Origin of the sequence: Burkholderia anthinoferrum (assembly GCF_002925705.1) — a bacterium.
Lineage (GTDB): Bacteria > Pseudomonadota > Gammaproteobacteria > Burkholderiales > Burkholderiaceae > Burkholderia > Burkholderia semiarida.
In genome coordinates this window covers 71,989-90,321 of record NZ_LFZP01000029.1, presented here as the reverse complement: position 1 = coordinate 90,321, position 18,333 = coordinate 71,989, and the positions used below count along the sequence as shown (strand labels likewise).

The following is an 18,333-nucleotide window of genomic DNA, read 5'->3' as shown; positions in this document are numbered from 1 at the left end:
TGGCGGAGCGGACGGGACTCGAACCCGCGACCCCCGGCGTGACAGGCCGGTATTCTAACCGACTGAACTACCGCTCCTTGGTCTGGCTGAATCGTGAAACTGGTGGGTGCTGAGGGGTTCGAACCCCCGACCTACGCCTTGTAAGGGCGCCGCTCTACCAGCTGAGCTAAGCACCCGTTTCCGATTCGTTCCGACTGCGATCTGCGTTTCCGCATCAACAATCAGCGAGCCCGCAAGTTTAATTCATCCCCGATCATTTTGCCAAGCCTGTGCGTGAATTTTTTTAACGCCCGCGCTCGCACGATGCCGACGCGCATAAAAAAACCCGCGGGCATCGCCGCGGGTTTCGTGAACAACCGTCAACAACGACGGTCGTCAGGGTCTCAGTGCTTGACGACTTCCGTCGAGCCGGCATCCTTCGCCGCCTCGCCGACCGGCGCCGCTGCCTTCGCTTCTTCTTCCGGCGGCAGCGGAGTCGGCGAACGCTCGAGCGCGAGCTCCAGTACCTTGTCGATCCAGCGGACCGGCACGATCTCGATCGCGTTCTTCACGTTGTCCGGAATGTCCGCGAGATCCTTCACGTTCTCTTCCGGAATCAGCACGAGCTTGATGCCGCCGCGATGCGCCGCCAGCAGCTTTTCCTTCAGCCCGCCGATCGGCAGCACTTCGCCACGCAACGTGATTTCGCCCGTCATCGCGACGTCGGCCCGCACGGGAATACCCGTCAGCACCGACACCAGCGCGGTCGTCATCGCACCGCCGGCGGACGGACCGTCCTTCGGCGTCGCGCCTTCCGGCACGTGGATGTGGATGTCCTGCTTCTCGAACGCTTCGTCCTTGATGCCGAGACGCCGCGAACGCGAGCGCACGACCGAACGCGCAGCCTCGACCGACTCCTTCATCACGTCGCCGAGCGAGCCCGTACGAATCACGTTGCCCTTGCCCGGCATCACCGCAGCTTCGATCGTCAGCAGGTCGCCGCCGACTTCCGTCCACGCGAGGCCTGTCACCTGACCGACCTGGTTTTCCTTCGCCGCGAGGCCGAAGTCGTACTTGCGCACGCCGAGGAACGTGTCGAGGTTCTCGCCATCGACCTTGATCGCACCCGATGCCTTCTTCAGCAGCAGCATCTTCACGACCTTGCGGCAGATCTTCGACACTTCCCGCTCGAGCGAACGCACACCGGCTTCGCGCGTGTAGTAGCGGATGATGTCGCGGATCGCCTGTTCGGTGACCTCGACCTCGCCTTCCTTCAGCCCGTTGTTCTTCTTCTGCTTCGGCAGCAGGTAACGCTGGGCGATGCTGACCTTCTCGTCTTCCGTGTAGCCCGACAGACGGATCACTTCCATCCGGTCGAGCAGCGGCGGCGGGATGTTCAGCGAGTTCGACGTCGCGACGAACATCACGTCCGACAGATCGAAATCGACTTCGATGTAGTGGTCGGCGAACGTGTGGTTCTGTTCCGGATCGAGCACTTCGAGCAGCGCCGACGACGGATCGCCGCGGAAATCCATGCCCATCTTGTCGACTTCGTCGAGCAGGAAGAGCGGATTGCGCACGCCGACCTTCGCGAGGCTTTGCAGGATCTTGCCCGGCATCGAGCCGATGTACGTGCGGCGGTGACCGCGGATCTCGGCTTCGTCACGCACGCCGCCGAGCGCCATCCGGACGAACTTGCGGTTCGTCGCACGGGCGATCGACTGGCCGAGCGAGGTCTTGCCGACGCCCGGGGGCCCGACGAGGCACAGGATCGGCGCCTTCACCTTGTCCACGCGCTGTTGCACCGCGAGATACTCGAGGATCCGTTCCTTGACCTTCTCGAGGCCGAAGTGATCCTCGTCGAGTACCTGCTCGGCGTTCGACAGGTCGTTGTTGACCTTGCTCTTCTTGCGCCACGGCAGGCCGATCAGCGTGTCGATGTAGTTGCGCACGACGGTCGCTTCCGCCGACATCGGCGACATCAGCTTCAGCTTCTTCAGCTCGGCGTCGGCCTTTTTCTTGGCTTCCTTCGGCATGCGCGCGGCGTTGATGCGCTTCTCGAGTTCCTCGAGATCCGCGCCCTCCTCGCCCTCGCCCAGCTCCTTCTGGATCGCCTTGACCTGTTCGTTCAGGTAGTACTCGCGCTGGCTCTTTTCCATCTGGCGCTTCACGCGCCCACGGATGCGCTTTTCGACCTGCAGGATGTCGATCTCGGCTTCGAGCTGCGCGAGCAGATGCTCGAGGCGCTCGATGACCGGGAACATCTCGAGGATGTGCTGCTTCTGGTCGAGCTTGAGCGGCAGGCGCTCGGCGATCATGTCGGCGAGACGGCCCGCTTCGTCGATGCCCGACAGCGACGTGAGGATCTCCGGCGGGATCTTCTTGTTCAGCTTCACGTACTGGTCGAACTGCGACACGATCGCGCGGCGCAGCGCTTCCGTTTCAGCGCTGTCGGCGTGATCGGGCTCGAGCGGCATCACGTCGCAGGAGAATTGCGTCTCCTGTTCCTCGATGGACAACGCCTTCGCGCGCTGCAGGCCTTCGACGAGCACCTTCACGGTGCCGTCCGGCAGCTTCAGCATCTGCAGAATGTTGGCAATACAACCGACCTCGTACATGTCCTTTTCGGTCGGTTCATCCTTGGCCGCGGTTTTCTGGGCGACGAGCATGATGTGCTTGCCGCCTTCCATCGCTGCTTCGAGGGCCTTGATCGATTTCGGCCGGCCCACGAAGAGCGGAATGACCATGTGCGGGAAAACGACGACATCCCGCAGCGGCAGCAGCGGGAGCGTGATGCGTTCCGGCGGGAGAAGTTGGGTGCCTGACATTTCATTTCCCCATGAGTGGAATCAATTGTTCGGTAATTGAGGCCGCCACAACGAATTGCAAGCCTTCAAGTGCGGGAAATATTCGGTAAGAAAGTAACCACCGCGTGTCGAGTCAGAGTTACCCACAAGATAAACGAAAAAAAGCCGCCCACGGACTCATGAACGGCCTTTTTCGATGAACATCGTCGGCAAGCCGGTCAGTTCGAACCCGCCACCTTCGGCGTGTCCTCGTAGATCAGCAAGGGCTTGCCGTCCCCATCGATGACGTTCTCGTCGATGATGACCTTGCTGACCCCTTTCATCGTCGGCAACTCGTACATCACGTCGAGCAACGCCTGTTCGATGATCGAACGCAAACCGCGCGCGCCGGTCTTGCGGCGGATCGCCTTGCGGGCGACTGCCTGCAACGCGCCCGGCCGGATTTCCAGCTCGACGCGCTCCATTGCGAACAGCTTGTGATACTGCTTGACGAGCGCATTCTTCGGCTCGACCAAGATCTTCATCAGCGCGGCTTCGTCGAGCTTGCCGAGCGTCGCGACCACCGGCAGGCGGCCGATCAATTCGGGGATCAGACCGAATTTGATCAGGTCTTCCGGTTCCGTTTCGCGCAGCACCTCGCCCGCGTCGCGTTCCTGCTTGCTCTTGACCGTCGCGCCGAAGCCGATGCCGGTTTTCTCGGTACGATCGGTGATCACCTTTTCAAGACCGTCGAACGCGCCGCCGCAGATGAACAGGATGTTGGTCGTGTCGACCTGGATGAAATCCTGGTTCGGGTGCTTGCGGCCGCCTTGCGGCGGCACCGACGCCATCGTGCCCTCGACGAGCTTCAGCAGCGCCTGCTGGACGCCCTCGCCCGACACGTCGCGCGTGATGGACGGGTTGTCCGACTTGCGGCTGATCTTGTCGATTTCGTCGATGTAGACGATCCCGCGCTGGGCCTTGTCGACCTCGTAGTTGCAATTCTGCAACAGCTTCTGGATGATGTTCTCGACGTCCTCGCCGACGTAGCCGGCTTCGGTCAGCGTCGTCGCGTCGGCGATCACGAACGGCACGTTGAGCAACCGCGCGAGCGTCTGCGCGAGCAGCGTCTTGCCGGAGCCCGTCGGGCCGATCAGCAGGATGTTGCTCTTCGACAGCTCGACGTCGTCCTTCTTGTCGAGGTGCTTCAGGCGCTTGTAGTGGTTGTACACGGCCACCGCGAGGATTTTCTTCGCGCGCTCCTGGCCGATCACGTACTGATCGAGGATATCGCGAATTTCCTGCGGGCTCGGCAGATCCGACCGGGACAGGCTGGCCTCGACGCCGGCGGCAGCCGCCTCGTCGCGAATGATTTCGTTGCAGAGGTCGATACATTCATCGCAGATGAACACCGACGGGCCCGCAATGAGTTTTTTCACCTCATGCTGGCTCTTCCCGCAAAACGAGCAATACAACAGCTTTTCGCTGTTCGAACCTTTTTTGTCCGCCATGAATGTAGAGCCTCCGGACAGGTAGATGACATGATACGCCGATTGCTCCGGACGCCGCGCCTAGGGCGCGACCGGAGCCGGCTGGATGCGCTTGCCGCAGATGCTCAGGGCACTCGGGACGTTCGAGGGCGCCGGCCCGAATCGGGGCGGCACCCCGTTTAAGCTCACGGGCGCTTCAGCAGCACCTGATCGATCAGCCCGTACGCCTTCGCGTCCTCGCTCGACATGAAGTTATCACGGTCGGTGTCGCGCGCGATGCGCTCGACGTCCTGGCCCGTGTGCTGCGCGAGCAGGTTGTTCAACCGCTCCTTCAGGTAGAGGATCTCGCGTGCCTGGATCTCGATGTCGGATGCCTGGCCGCGCGCGCCGCCGAGCGGCTGGTGAATCATCACGCGCGAATTCGGCAGCGCGAAGCGCTTGCCCTTCGCACCCGACGCGAGCAGGAACGCGCCCATGCTGGCCGCGAGGCCCATGCACAGGGTCGACACGTCCGGCTTGATGAACTGCATCGTGTCGTAGATCGCCATGCCGGCCGACACCGAGCCGCCCGGGCTGTTGATGTAGAGGCTGATGTCCTTGTCGGGATTCTCGCTCTCGAGGAACAGCAATTGCGCGACCACGAGGTTGGCGGTCTGGTCGTTCACTTCGCCGACCATGAACACCAGGCGCTCCTTCAGGAGACGCGAATAGATATCGTACGAACGCTCGCCGCGGCCGCTCGTTTCGACGACGATCGGCACCAGCCCCAGCGCTTGCGCCTCGAAACCCTGCGGCGCGTTCGAAGCAAGCATGTCCAGCAATTCAGCGCGAGTGATCATTCAATGAACCTTGTTCGATTGGAAAATTGAACGGAAGGAAGCCGCCCGCTCAATCGCCATATTAATGGCAACCGTGCGCTTGACGTAAAAACGGCGTGCGGGCCGTCGCTCCGACAGCCGGCACGCCGCAAGAGCGACAGTTACGCTTGCGCCGATGCGCTCGCGAGTGCCTCGAAGCTCACTTCCTTGTCCGTCACCTTTGCCTTGCCCAGCACGAAGTCGACGACGTTGCTTTCAACGACGAACGCTTCCATCTCGGCGAGGCGCTGCTGGTTGGAATAATACCAGCGGACCACTTCCTTCGGGTCTTCGTAGCTCTTCGCGAACTCGTCGACTTCCGCGCGGATCTGCTCCGGCTTCGCTTCGAGGCCGTTCGCCTTCACCAGCTCGGCCAGCACGAGGCCCAGCTTCACGCGGCGCTCGGCCTGCTCGGCGAACATTTCGGCCGGGATCGGTGCATCCTTCGCGTTCGGCACGCCGCGCTGCGCCAGATCCTGGCGAGCCATTTCGACGAGACGTTGCTGGTCCTGCTCGATCAGCGCCTTGGGCACGTCGAGTTCGGAAATCTTCAGCAGCGCGTCCATCACCTGGTTCTTGACGATCGACTGCGTGCGGCGCTTCGCTTCGCGCTCGAGGTTTTCCTTGATCTCGGCGCGCATCTTCGTGAGGTCGCCGTCTTCGATGCCGAGCGACTTCGCGAATTCCGCGTCGATTTCCGGCAGGTGCGGCCATTCGATCTTCTTCATCGTGACCGTGAACTGCGCCGTTTTGCCGGCGACGTCCTTGCCGTGGTAGTCGTCCGGGAACTTGAGGTCGAACGTACGCTGTTCGCCGACCTTCAGGCCGAGCGCCGCCGTTTCGAATTCCGGCAGCATGCGGCCTTCGCCGAGCACGAACGGGAAATCTTCGGCCGTGCCGCCCTGGAACGCGACGTCGTCGATCTTGCCGACGAAGTCGACCGTCACGCGGTCGCCGTTCTTCGCCGCGGTGTCCGCGCCGCCGTCGCCGTGCTCGCCGGCTTCGCCGCGTGCGTGGTAGTGCACGCGCTGCTTGCGCAGGATGTCCAGCGTGCGGTCGATTTCGGCGTCGCCGATCGTCGTGGTCGAGCGCTCGACTTCAGCCGTCGCCAGATCGCCGATCTTCACTTCCGGGTAGACCTCGAACGTCGCGTCGAACGCGTATGCGTCCTCGGCCTGTTCCTGCTTCGGCTCGAAGCTCGGCTGGCCGGCGACGCGCAGGTTTTCCGCGCGGCTGATCGTGAAGAATTCCTGGCCGATCTTGTCGCTCAGCACTTCCGCCTCGACCTGACCCGCGTACTGTTGCGCGACCATCTTCAGCGGCACCTTGCCCGGGCGGAAACCCGGCATGCGCACGTTCTTCGCGAGTTTCTGGATGCGGGCGTCGATTTCCTTCTGCACGGTGTCTTTCGGCAAAGAAATCGTCACACGGCGTTCAAGCTTGCCGAGGTTCTCAACAACGTTAGCCATGGCTTCAATCGTCCTAAAATTATTCGAGCGAATCGGGTTTTCCTTGCCGTGCCTGCCTGCGGCGCGAGGTGCGCACACTCACACGCCGCGCCGGGGCGCCACGCCATCCCTGCACGCGCCGGATGGCTAGCGCAAGCGGCTCGGAGCACGGCTTTGGCCGGAAGAATCGACTATTCTAGCAAACAATTTTCCTCATACCGCCAGATCGGCGCGATACAGGCTGTCCCAGCCCTGTCGGCGGCCCGTCGCACGCCCCTGCACGCGGATCGTCGCTATGCCGAACGGCGTATCCTCCCCGGCCCCGCCATCCTGTAAGCTCCGATAACGTGCGGGCCACCGTCGTGGCCCGACCTTCATACCAATCACGCCTTTCGGAGACACCATGCCGCACCGCCCGTCCGCGCCTGTCGTCGTCATCGCGCCCGATTCGTTCAAAGGCTCGCTTTCCGCCGAGCAGGTCGCGGACGCGATCGCCACCGGCATTCGCCGTGCCCGGCCCGATGCCGTCGTGCGCTGCTGCCCGATGGCCGACGGCGGCGAAGGCACGCTCGACGCGATGCTGGCGGGCGGCGGTACGCGGCGCACGCTGCGGGTGGCCGGCGCGTCGCTCGCGGCGCGCGATGCGGCAGTCGGCGTGATCGACGCGCGCACCGCGATCGTCGAGACGGCCGAGATCGTCGGCATCACCGACCCGGTCGGCATGAGCGTGCCGGTCGATGCGCGCAGCACGCGCGGGATGGGCGAAGCGATCCGCCTGCTGCTCGACGAAGGCGTGCGCCGCTTCTTCGTCGCGCTCGGCGGCAGCAGCACCAACGACGCGGGCGCGGGGCTTCTCGCGGGCCTTGGCCTGCAGTGCCTCGACGCGAATGGCCAGCCGGTCGAGCCGGTGCCGTCGCGGCTCGCCGACGTCGCGCGCATCGACGCATCGGGGCTCGATCCACGACTGAAGGAAACCGAATTCATCGGCATGTCCGACGTCGACAATCCGCTGACGGGCGCGCATGGCGCCACCGCGGTGTTCGGTCCGCAAAAGGGCGTGACGGCAACGCAGGTCGCGACCCTCGATGCCGCCCTTGCCCGCTTCGCCGATCTGCTCGAGGCCGCGCTCGACCGCGGCGGCCGCGATCTGCCGGGCGCGGGCGCCGCGGGCGGCCTCGGTTTCGCGCTGCACATGCTCGGCGCACGCTTCGAGGCAGGCGCCGAAGTGGTCGCGCGCCAGGTCGGGCTCGACGCCGCACTGGCCGGCGCCGACTGGCTGATCACCGGCGAAGGCCGCTCCGACGTGCAGACGCTGCACGGCAAGGCGCCGTTCATCGCGTGCCGGCACGCGCGGGCCGCCGGCGTCCCGGCGTCGCTGCTGTCGGGCGCGGTCGATCCGGCCGCGCTGCCGCGCCTGTCCGAGCATTTCTCCGGCTGCTTCTCGCCCGCTCCCGGGCCGATCACGCTCGACGTCGCGATCCGCGATGCGGCGAATCTGCTCGCGAACGAAGCAGAACAGTTGACACGGCTGAAGTACGGCGCACACTGACCGTTGACCCGAGCGCGCGATACAGGAACAATCGGGCCCGCCCTTTTTCTTCAGGATTCGACATGAAAGGCCGCCAAGCCGGGCTCGATCAGTTTCTGACCTATCGCCTCCATGTGCTCACGAAGCACTCCGACCGCGGAATCGGCGAGGTGTACCGGCACAAGCTCGACATTTCGCTGCCCGAGGCGCGCGTGATCGCCGCCGTCGGCGCGTTCGGTCCGTTCTCGATCATGGATCTCGCACGCCACACCAATCTCGACAAGAGCCAGGCGAGCCGCGCGGCCGAAGCGCTGCTGCGCCAGGGGCTGCTCGAGCGCGGCGCGAGCGAGGAGGACGGCCGGATCGTGCTGATCGCGCTGACTGCCGACGGCCGCGCGCTGTATCGCAAGATCATGCCGATCGTGCGCAAGTGGAACGACGGCTTGCTCGCATGCCTGTCCGACAGCGAACGTCAGACGTTCGAGCGGCTGCTCGACAAGGTCGTCGCGCACGCAGTCGAACGCGACGACTGAGCGTCGCGTCGGCCCCGGCATCGCCGGACGGCCGCTTGCCGCGGGCCGCATTGATCCGATGAATCAGACTGGCCGCGCGGGTCGCGTCACACGCGATCCGGGCGGCCGGTTTTGCATCACGCGGCGATCTCGCGCGAAGCGCGCGTTGCCGGCAGCCGCGCATTCGCGCCGGCCTGGCGCACACTACAACCCGCTGTTCGTCGCGCGCTGACGCAACAATCCGAGCACTGCGTCGCAGTACGGGGTCGACACGCCAAGCTTGCGGCCGAGTTCCGGAAACACGCCGAGAATCGGCCCGATCTCGAGCGGGCGCCCCGCTTCGAAATCCTGCAGCATCGACGTCTTGAACGCGCCGAGCTTGCGCGTGACCGCGATCCGCTCAGGACCGCTCATCCCGGTGGACAGGCCGAGCTTCGCGCCGATCGCGGCCGCCTCCTCCATCATCCGCAACGCCAGATCCTGCGTGAACGGATCATCCAGCAACTGCTCGGCCGTTGAACCGGTCAGCGCGCTCAGCGGATTCATGTTCATGTTGCCCCAGAGCTTCGTCCAGATCTCGGTCCGGATCGCGGGCGTCGACTCGACGTCGAAACCGCCGGCCGAGAGTGCCGCGGCGAACCGCGCCGTGGGCACGTCGAGCCGCGGATCGGGGGTGCCCACGATCAGCCGGTTGCCGCGCCCGCGCCGCACGACGCCCGGCGCGTCGGTACTCGACGACAAGTGCACGACGCAGCCGATCGCCCGCGCGGGCGGCAATGCCGCCGACACCGCACCGGCCGGATCGACCGCCTCGAGCGGCACGCCGTCGAGCGCTCCTTCGAGCCCGTGCGTGAACCACCACGGCAACCCGTTCATCGCCGCGACGATCACGGTGTCGGGCCCGACCAGCGGCGCAATGCGCGCGGCCAGCGCCGGCAGCGCCTGCGCCTTCAGCGCGATCACCACGTAGTCCTGCACGCCGAGCGCGGCCGCATCGTCGCTTGCCCGCACCGGCACCGACGACGTTGCGCCCGCCTCGTCGATCACGCGCACGCCATGCGTATTCAGCGCATCGAGCGTCGCGCCGCGTGCGTACGCGCTCACGGTCATGCCGGCTCTGGACAACGCGGCCGCGAGCAATCCGCCGATCGCGCCGACCCCGACCACCGCCGCGCGCACCGACCCTGAATTCGTGTCGTTCATGATGGGATTCCGTCTTTCGAGAGCAGACGAGCATAACGCTCAATAGTTGCGGGCACAACCATTCCGACAACGCCGGCCGCTCCCTGCGGCACCCGGTCATGCGTGCGCGTCAGCGCGGCATGCCGCCGGCTTCCACCGCCTCGTCGTCGGCCGTACCGCTCGTCGTCGCACCGAGCACGCCGGCTATCTGGCTCTTGTCGTGCATGCCGAGCTTGCGGTACGCGCAGCGCAGGTAATGGCGCACGGTCGTCGGCGAGATCGCCATCTGCTGCGCGACTTCCTTGTGCGAGCGCCCGGCACCGTAATAGCGGATCGCCGCGAGCTCGCGCGGGCTGAGCCGGTCGAGCAGCGAGCGCGGCCGTGCCTCGATCTGGAACAACCCCGCGACGGGCACGCACTGGATGCGCAGCGCGTCGCCGACGAACGGCTGGCCCGACTGGCGTCGCAGGTGCGCGACGAGCGCCTCCGGCACGCGCGGGCCCGCCCAGGCCGGCCACTCGGCGCGCAGCACGTCGTCGAAACCGGGGTCGGCATGGTGCAGCACGCCGAAGTTGTCGCACAACGCTCGCGCGGCCGGGGCGACCGTGTCGGCGCGCTCGCGTTCGCGCGTGAGCTGCGCGGCGCGATTGATCGTCAACGCCGCCGCGAGGTGCGGAATGAGTTCCTCGAAACGATGTGCGTCGTTGTCGCCGAACGGCCGATTCAGGCCCTGGCGGTAAATCGACACGAACGTCGTCAGGCCGAAGCGGCGATCGATCGTACAGACGAACATCAGTTGCGCGAGCCCGTACTTCACGCACCAATCGCGAAATCGTGCATCGAGCCCCGGCTCGATGACCGTCAGCCGCACCGCGCGACCGTGCGCGCCGTGCAGCGTGCGGTGCGCGAGCGGATCGCAATCGCGCACACGCTTCCAGTCGGTGAAGAACGCATGCGGCAACCGGTACAAAAAGCTGTTGTGCATCACGGGGCCGGTCGGCACATGGGTCGCGACGCCCGTCCACGCGGCATCGAACGGAATGAGGGCCTGCAGCAGCGAAAAGAACCGGTACTCGAATTCGCCGATGGCGGACTGCGCGGCCACCGCGTACAGGTCGAGCAGCATCAGGCCGAGTTCGCGCTGCGGCGCGTCGCCACGCGTGACGCCGTCGAAATCGGCGCGCCGGGACGGCCGCGTCGGCCACGCGAATTCGTCGAGCACGATGGCGGCCGGCACGTCGCGCAGCGCGTCGAGGTCCTGCCCGATATCGGTCGTGATCCTCACTTTCCGCTCTCCTGCCCGGTCGGGCTGCTGATGTGCGCAACGACACGGCCGATTATAGCGAGCCGCTTTTTTGGCGGGCCACGGTGCCGGAACGCTCGTCAACCCCATCCATTTGAACGGTGCACCGCGCATTGCTGCTGCGCAGCACCGCGCGCGCCGGCATCGCACGGCGTTCATGCGGGGCACCGCGGGTTTTCCGCACCGTTCATCTGGACGACTGTTCGAAGGTTTTCCCGCTACGGACACTGCGTCGCGACGATACCAACGACAAATCGATGCAGCACGGTATGGAGAACCCCACGTGACGACACCCCGCTTCATCCGCATGGCCGCGGCCGCCGCGACGCTCGCCGCATGCGGCGGCGTTGCGCACGCGCAGTCCGCCCTCACGCTGTACGGCGCGCTCGACGCCGGCGTGCTGTACCTGACGCACGCCGACGGACATCAGTCGGCCGTGCGATTGCAAAACTACGGCATCCTGCCTTCGCAGATCGGGATCAAGGGCCACGAGGATCTCGGCGGCGGCTGGCGTGCGCTGTTCAAGCTCGAACAGGGCCTCAACCTCAACGATGGCACCGCGACCGTGCCCGGCTATGCGTTCTTTCGCGGCGCATACGTGGGGATCGCGGGGCCGGTCGGCACCGTCACGCTCGGCCGCCAGTTCAGCGTGCTGTTCGACAAGACGCTGTTCTACGACCCGCTCTGGTATGGGTCGTACAGCGGCCAGGGCGTGCTCGTGCCGATGAACGCGAACTTCATCGACCACTCGGTCAAATACCAGTCGCCGACCTTTGCCTGCTTCGACGTCGAGGCGCTCGCCGCGACCTCCGGCGTCGCCGGCAATACGCGCGCCGGCCGCGTGCTCGAGCTCGGCGGCCAGTACACGAGCAACGGCCTGTCGGTCGGCGCGGTGCTGCATCAGGCGCACGGCGACGTATCGGCGGCCGGCGACGCCTCCGCGCGGCGCCGCGAACTGGGCACGCTCGCCGCACGCTATGCGTTCGCCGCGCTGCCGCTCACCGTCCATGCAGGCGTCGAACGCCTGACCGGCGACCTCGACGCGGCGCGCACGATCGTGTGGGGTGGTGCGCGTTACCTGATGTCGAACGGGATTGGCCTGAACGCCGGCGTCTACCACACCGATTCGCGCACGCCGGCGATCGGCCACCCGACGCTGTTCATCGCGAGTACCACGTACGCGCTGTCCAAACGCACCGTCGCCTACGTGAACCTCGGCTATGCGCGCAACGGCGGCCAAAGCTCGCAGACCGTCTACGAATACGACCCGACACCGCTTGCCGGCGCGTCGCAGTTCGGCGCGATGGTCGGCATGTACCACCTGTTCTGATTCCCTCGACGAGATCCCGCCATGAAAATCCTGTCCCCGGATGCCGCCCGCTCGCCCGACGGCCGCGCGTCGACGTTCGCACGCTCGACCCTCGTCGCGCTCGTCGTGTTCGCGGCCATCACGCCGCTGTTGCTGCTCGTCGCGCCCGCCGTCGCCGGCCAGCTCGCGACGCAGCTCGGCTTGACCGCATCGCAGATCGGCACCTACTTCTTCGTCGAACTCGGCGCGTTCAGCCTCGCGACCGTGCCGTCGTACCTGTGGCTCGGCCGGATCGACGCGCGCCGCGTCGCCGCGTTCGCCATCGCGCTGTTCGGCGCGGGCAACCTGCTGACCGCGCTGTGGATGCCCGGTTTTGCCGCGCTGCTCGCGCTGCGCGCCGTCACCGCGCTCGGTGGCGGCTCGCTGATGGTGCTCTGCATGACCAGCGCCGCGACGAGCGGAAACAGCGACCGCGTGTACGGCCTGTGGGTCGTCGGCCAGTTGATCGCGGGCGCGATCGGCCTGTTCGTGCTGCCGCACGTGTTCGCCGCGTTCGGGCTGCGAGCGCTGTACGTCGCGCTCGCGGTGCTCGCGCTGCTCGCGGCGCCGCTGTCGCGCGGCTTTCCGTCGTCGCTCGGCATGCGAACGGCATCCGCGCGCACCGCGCACGGCGACGCGCCCCAGACGCCCCGAAGCTTCGTGGTGCTCGCCATCGGCGCGGTGCTGACGTTCTATCTCGCGATCGGCAGCGTATGGACGTTCGCGAGCCGCGCGGCGGCCGAGGCCGGGCTCGATCCGCAGTCGACCGGCAACGTGCTCGCGATCGCGAGCGTGATGGGCATCGCCGGCGCGGCGCTCGCATCGTGCGCGGGCGGCCGGCTCGCGCGGCGCGCGATGCTCGCGGCCGGCTACGCGCTGCTCGCGGCATCGCTCGTCGCGCTCGCCGCGATGCGCCACGGCGGCAGCTACAGCGCGGCGATCTTCGGGTTCAAGTTCGCATGGACCTTCGTGCTGCCGTTCATTCTCGCGACGGTCGCGCAGATCGACACGTCTGGGCGGCTCGTCGCGACGCTCAACTTCGTGATCGGCGCGGCGCTCGCCGCGGGCCCGCTGCTGGCCGGCCTGATGCTCGACGCCGGCGGCACGATGCGCGCGCTGTTCGTGGCCGCGACGGCCGTCGCGATCGTGTCGTTCGCCGCGCTGCGCCACATCGATCGCCGCGCGCGCCCCTCCGTTTCCTCCCAACCGTGACAGGTCAAGCACCCATGAATCGCACTGCCTTCTTCACCGACGAACGCACTTTCTGGCACACCGGCGGCACGCACGCGCTGTTCCTCCCGGTTGGCGGCTGGGTCCAGCCGCCGTCGAGCGCGGGCTACGCGGAATCGCCCGATTCGAAGCGCCGCTTCCTGTCGCTCGTGCAGGCGTCGGGGCTGGCCGCCCGGCTCGACCTGCGTGGCGCGGCACCCGCGACGACAGCCGACCTGCTGCGCATTCATCCGGCGCACTATCTCGACGCGTTCCGCGCGCTGAGCGACGCGAGCGGCGGCGACCTCGGCGATCTCGCGCCATTCGGCAAGGGCAGCTACGAGATCGCCGCGCTGTCGGCCGGCCTCGCGATCGCGGCGGTCGACGCGGTCGTCGGCGAGCGCGCGGCGAATGCGTTCTCGCTGTCGCGTCCGCCCGGCCATCATTGCCTGCGCGACCGCCCGATGGGCTTCTGCCTGCTCGCGAACATCCCGATCGCGATCGAGGCCGCGCGCGCGAAGCACGGCATCGAGCGCGTCGCGGTGATCGACTGGGACGTGCATCACGGCAACGGCACGCAGTCGATCTACTACGACGATCCGGATACGTTGACGATCTCGCTGCACCAGGATCGCTGCTTTCCGCCCGGCTACAGCGGCGCGGACGACCGAGGCGAAGGCGCGGGCATCGGCTCGAACCTGAACGTGCCGCTGCTCGCGGGCAGCGGCGACGATGCCTACCGGTATGCATTCGATCGGATCGTGCTGCCGGCGCTCGCCCGTTTTCGCCCCGAGCTGATCGTCGTCGCGAGCGGCCTCGACGCGAGCGCGGTCGATCCGCTCGCGCGCATGCAACTGCATACCGACAGCTACCGGTTCATGACCCGCGCGGTGAAGGACGCCGCGCAGCGTCATTGCGGCGGGCGGCTCGTGATCGTTCACGAAGGCGGCTATTCGGAGGCGTACGTGCCGTTCTGCGGGCTCGCGATCATCGAGGAACTGGCCGGCATTCGCACCGAGGTCGCCGATCCGATGCTCGATCTCGCGATCGCGCAGCAGCCGGGCGAACGGTTCGTCGCGTTTCAGCGCGAACTGCTCGACGAACTGGCCGCGTCGTTCGGGTTGTAACGGGCGGGAACGGACGTGGCAAGGGCCGGCCCGCGCCGGCCCTTGCGCGATCCGCGCGGATGGGGTTTCCTGTGCCTTTACCCTTGTTCCGGCACGAGGCCGCACTCTTCCGATGAAATCGTCCCCGCGCGATCACGACGACAACACCAAAACGCGCCGCCAGCCGTCGAAGCTGGCCTTGAACATCGCCGCCGTGACGGTCGGCCTGATCACGTTCGCGATCGGTGCGGCGTGGGTGATCTATAGCTGGGTCGTCGATCGCGAAGCGCAGTATTTCGCGATTCCGCTGGTGTTCTCGGTGCCGGTGATCGTGGCCGTCGCGATCCGCAGCTTCTGGGAATAGGCGTGGCGGAAACGACGAAGCGGCGCGCTCGGGCGACGCGCGGCGCTTGCTTGTCGAACGACGCAGCGCTCTGAATGGTTGCGTCATATTACACATCGCCGATTTACCGTGCCTGCGCGAACGGCATCATCGCCGCTGAGGGCCATCAACAAAAAAGCGCTGCGGTCAGCCGACCGGCAGCGCTTTTTCGCGAACGGCCCGTGACGGGGCACGTTCGACTTCTGGTGCTGAGGCCGGAGCCACATTAAAAGCGCTCTTCCTTTCTGTTATTGGCATTCTGCGAGTTCGTATTTTCCAGATGCCCCCGCATATGCCCCCTTGCGCTCAACCTGTCGGTTTTGTGTCTCATCGGCACAACACATCGACAGATTCAATCATCGCGCAAGGAGATCGTCATGGCAAAGAACTTCGCGGGGGCATTTCGTGTTTCGTTGGCCGTTGCTGTACTGCTGGCATGTGCCGCATGTGGTGGCGGGGACGACCCCGGTCCTCTGGTAGCACGCAATGCGACGGCCGGCGGACAAGTCGGACCAGCGCTTCGGGCGTGTGAGGCACCCGAGGCGCCCTGCCCGGCATCGCAAGCTCAAGGCGGCTTCCGGAAGTGACGACGCGCCGTGAAGCTCTATTCGACTTCTGATACTGCCGGCTCAATCCGCAAGGCATTTGCGGGCTTCACTCATGTCCTGGTGAACCGCGGATACACCACGATCAAGCCGGCGTTCTTCAAGAGCGCGTCGATCGCCGATCTCCCCGTCTATGTGTGGGCGTGGTGGGATCGCGCGAGCGACGGACAACTGGCGAGATGGCGGGAAAACGGCGGCGTCTTGCTTGATCGCTACACGTATTCGGATCGGGCCGGCGCGGCGGACGTCCTTGTATTCGCGGAATGCCCGATGACGATGGACCGGCTGACCCGCTCTCACGCCAATACTTCCGAATACACCGTGATCCCGGTACCGCACACCTGGCGCGTACACGAGGAATGCATCGACCTGCGCACGCCGCGCGTCGAAGATTTACGCGCGATCTGGAGCGCATGCCGCGGACGACGATTGACGGACGAGCAACTTGAGGCCGAGACAGGAATTCCTCGCCAGCGCGTGACATACATGCGCAAGAGTCTGAAGCCAGTCGAGGAATGGGAACTGCGTCCGCGGTTGGCACCTGACGGGCCCGGATTGGTACCCGCTTGGGATTGGATCGGGTCCGGACGGACCGAGTTGAAGAAGGTGGCACGCGAAGAAGGTCACAAGGCCGCCATCAAGGAGATGGCGCGCCTCGGGCACATCTCCTTGACAAAGTGGCAGGTGTACCGCATCGACGAACCCGATTGGGACCTGCTTGAACGAAAGCGCCTGCAGGCTATTGCTGATCTTGCTGAAGTTCGATCACTTGTTGAATCTCTGCCGGACCACCTTCAAGCTTGATGACGGTCTGGCGGATCTCTTTGATGCGCGGGGCGTTGTCGTGATACAGCTGGTTTAGCTCGGACAGAGCGTGTTCGATCTCCCGATCGCCAACCGCGCGCTGTTCGCCGCCACGCAGAGCGATCGCAGCCTGCAGCTTGACCTTCGCCATCGCCGCGCTGTCCTTGTGATCCATCGTCGCCAGACCATGAAGTTCCTCGAGTCCGACAACCTTGTATGCGCGGGTGAGATCCGCTACTCGGATTTCGAATTGCTCGCTGCTCATCCTCGAGTATGCCGGATCGACCTTGACCCTCTCGATAGCCGCGGCGAATCCCTGAAGGTCAGCCGATGCACGGATGTATCCGTCCAACTCGTGGGCGGTGCAGTCGAGCGTCGAGGCAGCCAGGAAAATGTCTCCCTTGGCTTCGGTCAGAGCGGTCTTGATCGATTCTTCGGAGATCAAGCCGGCGCGCATGGATCGTCTCATTTCAGTAACTCAGCCCTTTCGCGTAGCCCATCTGCTGCAAGTCGGGCAGTTGCTTCTTCAGCCGGCCAACACCGATGTCCGTGCGGTAGAACGGGCTGTTCGGGATCTTCACCTTCTTGATCGCGCTGTAGGCCGACCGGCGTGCGCCAGTGATCGTCTCTCCGGTGCCCGTCGCGATCAGCACGTAATCGCCAGCCGTCACGGGCCCCGGCAGGTCAACGACCTTGCCGTTCACCTCACGTGGCGCCGTGCCCATCATCACCTCGGAGAAGTGCAGGTGCTCCATGTCCTCGGCGCCGTAGATCGGGATGCCGCATAACTCCTTGTTCGTGATCTTCGAGTACGGGAAGTCGGGTAACGCCATCAGTACCGAAATACACACCTCGTCCATGCGGATCTTCAGCGTGTCGCGGCCCTGGATCTTGTCGGCCATCCACTGCGCCGGATCGCCCTCGATCAGTGCGGTCAGGTTGTGCCGGATCGGCCAGCCATCACGCATGGTCCACTCGAGCGGATACGGGCCCTTCCCATCGGCCGGGATCATACAGTTCACGTCGACGTACCCGACGTATCCGATCCGCTTCAGGTGCTCGGTGGCAGGCTTCAGTACCTCGTCGGCAAGCTTTGACTGCCGGACGACGCGCACTGTGGTGCCCATTTCGCCCGTGTTCACGCCCAGGTCGCCGTTCATCAGCTTCTTGTTTTCCCAGTTCTCGACCCAGCCCTTCGACCATCCATCGGGCCCGAAGAAACCGCCCACGGCCATTTCGATGCCGCTGATCTTCTCCTGCAGGATGAAGCCGTCCTTGCGCGCAGCCGATCGGTACTTGTCGATCTTGTTCCAGCGCCCGAGCATGTAGACCATGTCGGCCGCGCTGTCGGCGACATAGGACATCGCGCGCTCGCCGTCGCCGGACGGCTTTGAGACGAACGCCTTGCCCTGCTTCTTCACGTAGGCGATCGCTGACTCGTAGTCATGGAAGGTCTTGCCGGGAATGATCCGCATCCCGCACTCTTCCATGACCCTCTGCCCGGCCTCGCGATCAAGCTCCCATTCGACGGCCGCCAAGTTGCAGCCGTAGATCGGGTACCCAATCCGGCGGTACGGCTCGAGCATGTCGAGGTAGCTGACGTTGTCGGGCGTGTAGATCAGGTCCGCCCAGCCGAGCCACTTCCGCCGCAGTTCGTCGTAGTCGCGGATCTTCGGCACGATGCCTTCGCCCGCATGACGATCGGTGCCGTCCGGGCGTGGCTTGTCGTACCAGAGAACCTGGTGGCCCCACTCCTGGCAGCGCATCAGCCAATCGAGGCAGTTCGAACCGACG

The 18,333-nt window shown here is 65.5% G+C and carries 15 protein-coding genes and 2 tRNA genes; 7 read left to right on the top strand and 10 right to left on the bottom strand.

The genetic code is table 11. From position 1 onward, the window contains the following. From C5F75_RS08695 to tig, 6 genes are all read right to left on the bottom strand, one after another. Positions 1-77 (bottom strand) — tRNA-Asp (locus C5F75_RS08695). A 23-nt stretch (positions 78-100) separates the two neighbouring features. Next, a tRNA-Val gene (locus C5F75_RS08690) sits at positions 101-176 on the bottom strand. Between the two features lie 207 nt (positions 177-383). Then, the gene (gene lon, locus C5F75_RS08685) at positions 384-2,807 is read right to left on the bottom strand and encodes an endopeptidase La (RefSeq protein ID WP_059585180.1); all 2,424 of its coding nucleotides are present in this window, start codon (positions 2,805-2,807) and stop codon (positions 384-386) included. A gap of 197 nt (positions 2,808-3,004) precedes the next feature. Further along, positions 3,005-4,276, bottom strand: a complete 1,272-nt coding sequence (gene clpX, locus C5F75_RS08680; protein ID WP_006489345.1) for an ATP-dependent Clp protease ATP-binding subunit ClpX — start codon at positions 4,274-4,276, stop codon at positions 3,005-3,007. Positions 4,277-4,440: 164 nt separating this feature from the next. Beyond that, on the bottom strand, positions 4,441-5,094 hold the full coding sequence (gene clpP, locus C5F75_RS08675; protein ID WP_006496351.1) for an ATP-dependent Clp endopeptidase proteolytic subunit ClpP: 654 nt from the start codon (positions 5,092-5,094) through the stop codon (positions 4,441-4,443). A 140-nt stretch (positions 5,095-5,234) separates the two neighbouring features. Continuing rightward, positions 5,235-6,581: a trigger factor gene (gene tig, locus C5F75_RS08670; protein ID WP_059585179.1), complete on the bottom strand. Its 1,347-nt coding sequence runs from the start codon at positions 6,579-6,581 to the stop codon at positions 5,235-5,237. A 382-nt stretch (positions 6,582-6,963) separates the two neighbouring features. On the opposite strand from tig, the gene C5F75_RS08665 reads away from it, so the two are divergent. Together C5F75_RS08665 and C5F75_RS08660 are read left to right on the top strand one after the other, a co-directional pair. After that, entirely contained in the window at positions 6,964-8,109 is a 1,146-nt protein-coding gene (locus tag C5F75_RS08665; RefSeq protein ID WP_059585178.1) for a glycerate kinase, read from the top strand. 62 nt (positions 8,110-8,171) lie between these two features. Next, positions 8,172-8,621, top strand: a complete 450-nt coding sequence (locus tag C5F75_RS08660; RefSeq protein ID WP_059585177.1) for a MarR family winged helix-turn-helix transcriptional regulator — start codon at positions 8,172-8,174, stop codon at positions 8,619-8,621. Between the two features lie 183 nt (positions 8,622-8,804). Here the strand turns inward: C5F75_RS08660 and C5F75_RS08655 are convergent, their stop codons facing one another. Next, a complete protein-coding gene (locus tag C5F75_RS08655) occupies positions 8,805-9,803 on the bottom strand; it encodes a 2-dehydropantoate 2-reductase (protein WP_059585176.1) in 999 nt (332 codons plus the stop codon). A gap of 109 nt (positions 9,804-9,912) precedes the next feature. Then, positions 9,913-11,067 carry a helix-turn-helix transcriptional regulator gene (locus tag C5F75_RS08650; RefSeq protein ID WP_059585175.1) on the bottom strand — a complete coding sequence of 385 codons (1,155 nt, stop codon included), beginning with the start codon at positions 11,065-11,067 and terminating at the stop codon, positions 9,913-9,915. Positions 11,068-11,368: 301 nt separating this feature from the next. Between C5F75_RS08650 and C5F75_RS08640 the strand changes: the two genes are divergently transcribed. From C5F75_RS08640 to C5F75_RS08620, 5 genes are all read left to right on the top strand, one after another. Then, positions 11,369-12,415 carry a porin gene (locus tag C5F75_RS08640; RefSeq protein ID WP_059585174.1) on the top strand — a complete coding sequence of 349 codons (1,047 nt, stop codon included), beginning with the start codon at positions 11,369-11,371 and terminating at the stop codon, positions 12,413-12,415. A gap of 21 nt (positions 12,416-12,436) precedes the next feature. Next, positions 12,437-13,645: an MFS transporter gene (locus C5F75_RS08635; RefSeq protein ID WP_059585173.1), complete on the top strand. Its 1,209-nt coding sequence runs from the start codon at positions 12,437-12,439 to the stop codon at positions 13,643-13,645. Between the two features lie 14 nt (positions 13,646-13,659). Further along, positions 13,660-14,769, top strand: a complete 1,110-nt coding sequence (locus C5F75_RS08630; RefSeq protein WP_059585172.1) for a class II histone deacetylase — start codon at positions 13,660-13,662, stop codon at positions 14,767-14,769. Between the two features lie 112 nt (positions 14,770-14,881). Further along, positions 14,882-15,112: a hypothetical protein gene (locus C5F75_RS08625; RefSeq protein WP_059585171.1), complete on the top strand. Its 231-nt coding sequence runs from the start codon at positions 14,882-14,884 to the stop codon at positions 15,110-15,112. 614 nt (positions 15,113-15,726) lie between these two features. Beyond that, positions 15,727-16,539, top strand: coding sequence for a hypothetical protein (locus tag C5F75_RS08620; RefSeq protein WP_104012103.1), 813 nt, complete (start codon positions 15,727-15,729; stop codon positions 16,537-16,539). Here the strand turns inward: C5F75_RS08620 and C5F75_RS08615 are convergent. Both C5F75_RS08615 and C5F75_RS08610 read right to left on the bottom strand, forming a co-directional pair. After that, positions 16,475-16,996: a hypothetical protein gene (locus C5F75_RS08615; protein ID WP_146075191.1), complete on the bottom strand. Its 522-nt coding sequence runs from the start codon at positions 16,994-16,996 to the stop codon at positions 16,475-16,477. The genes C5F75_RS08620 and C5F75_RS08615 overlap by 65 nt on opposite strands. 13 nt (positions 16,997-17,009) lie before the next feature. Next, entirely contained in the window at positions 17,010-18,305 is a 1,296-nt protein-coding gene (locus C5F75_RS08610; protein ID WP_181035392.1) for a phosphoribosylglycinamide synthetase C domain-containing protein, read from the bottom strand. Positions 18,306-18,333 lie beyond the last annotated feature (28 nt).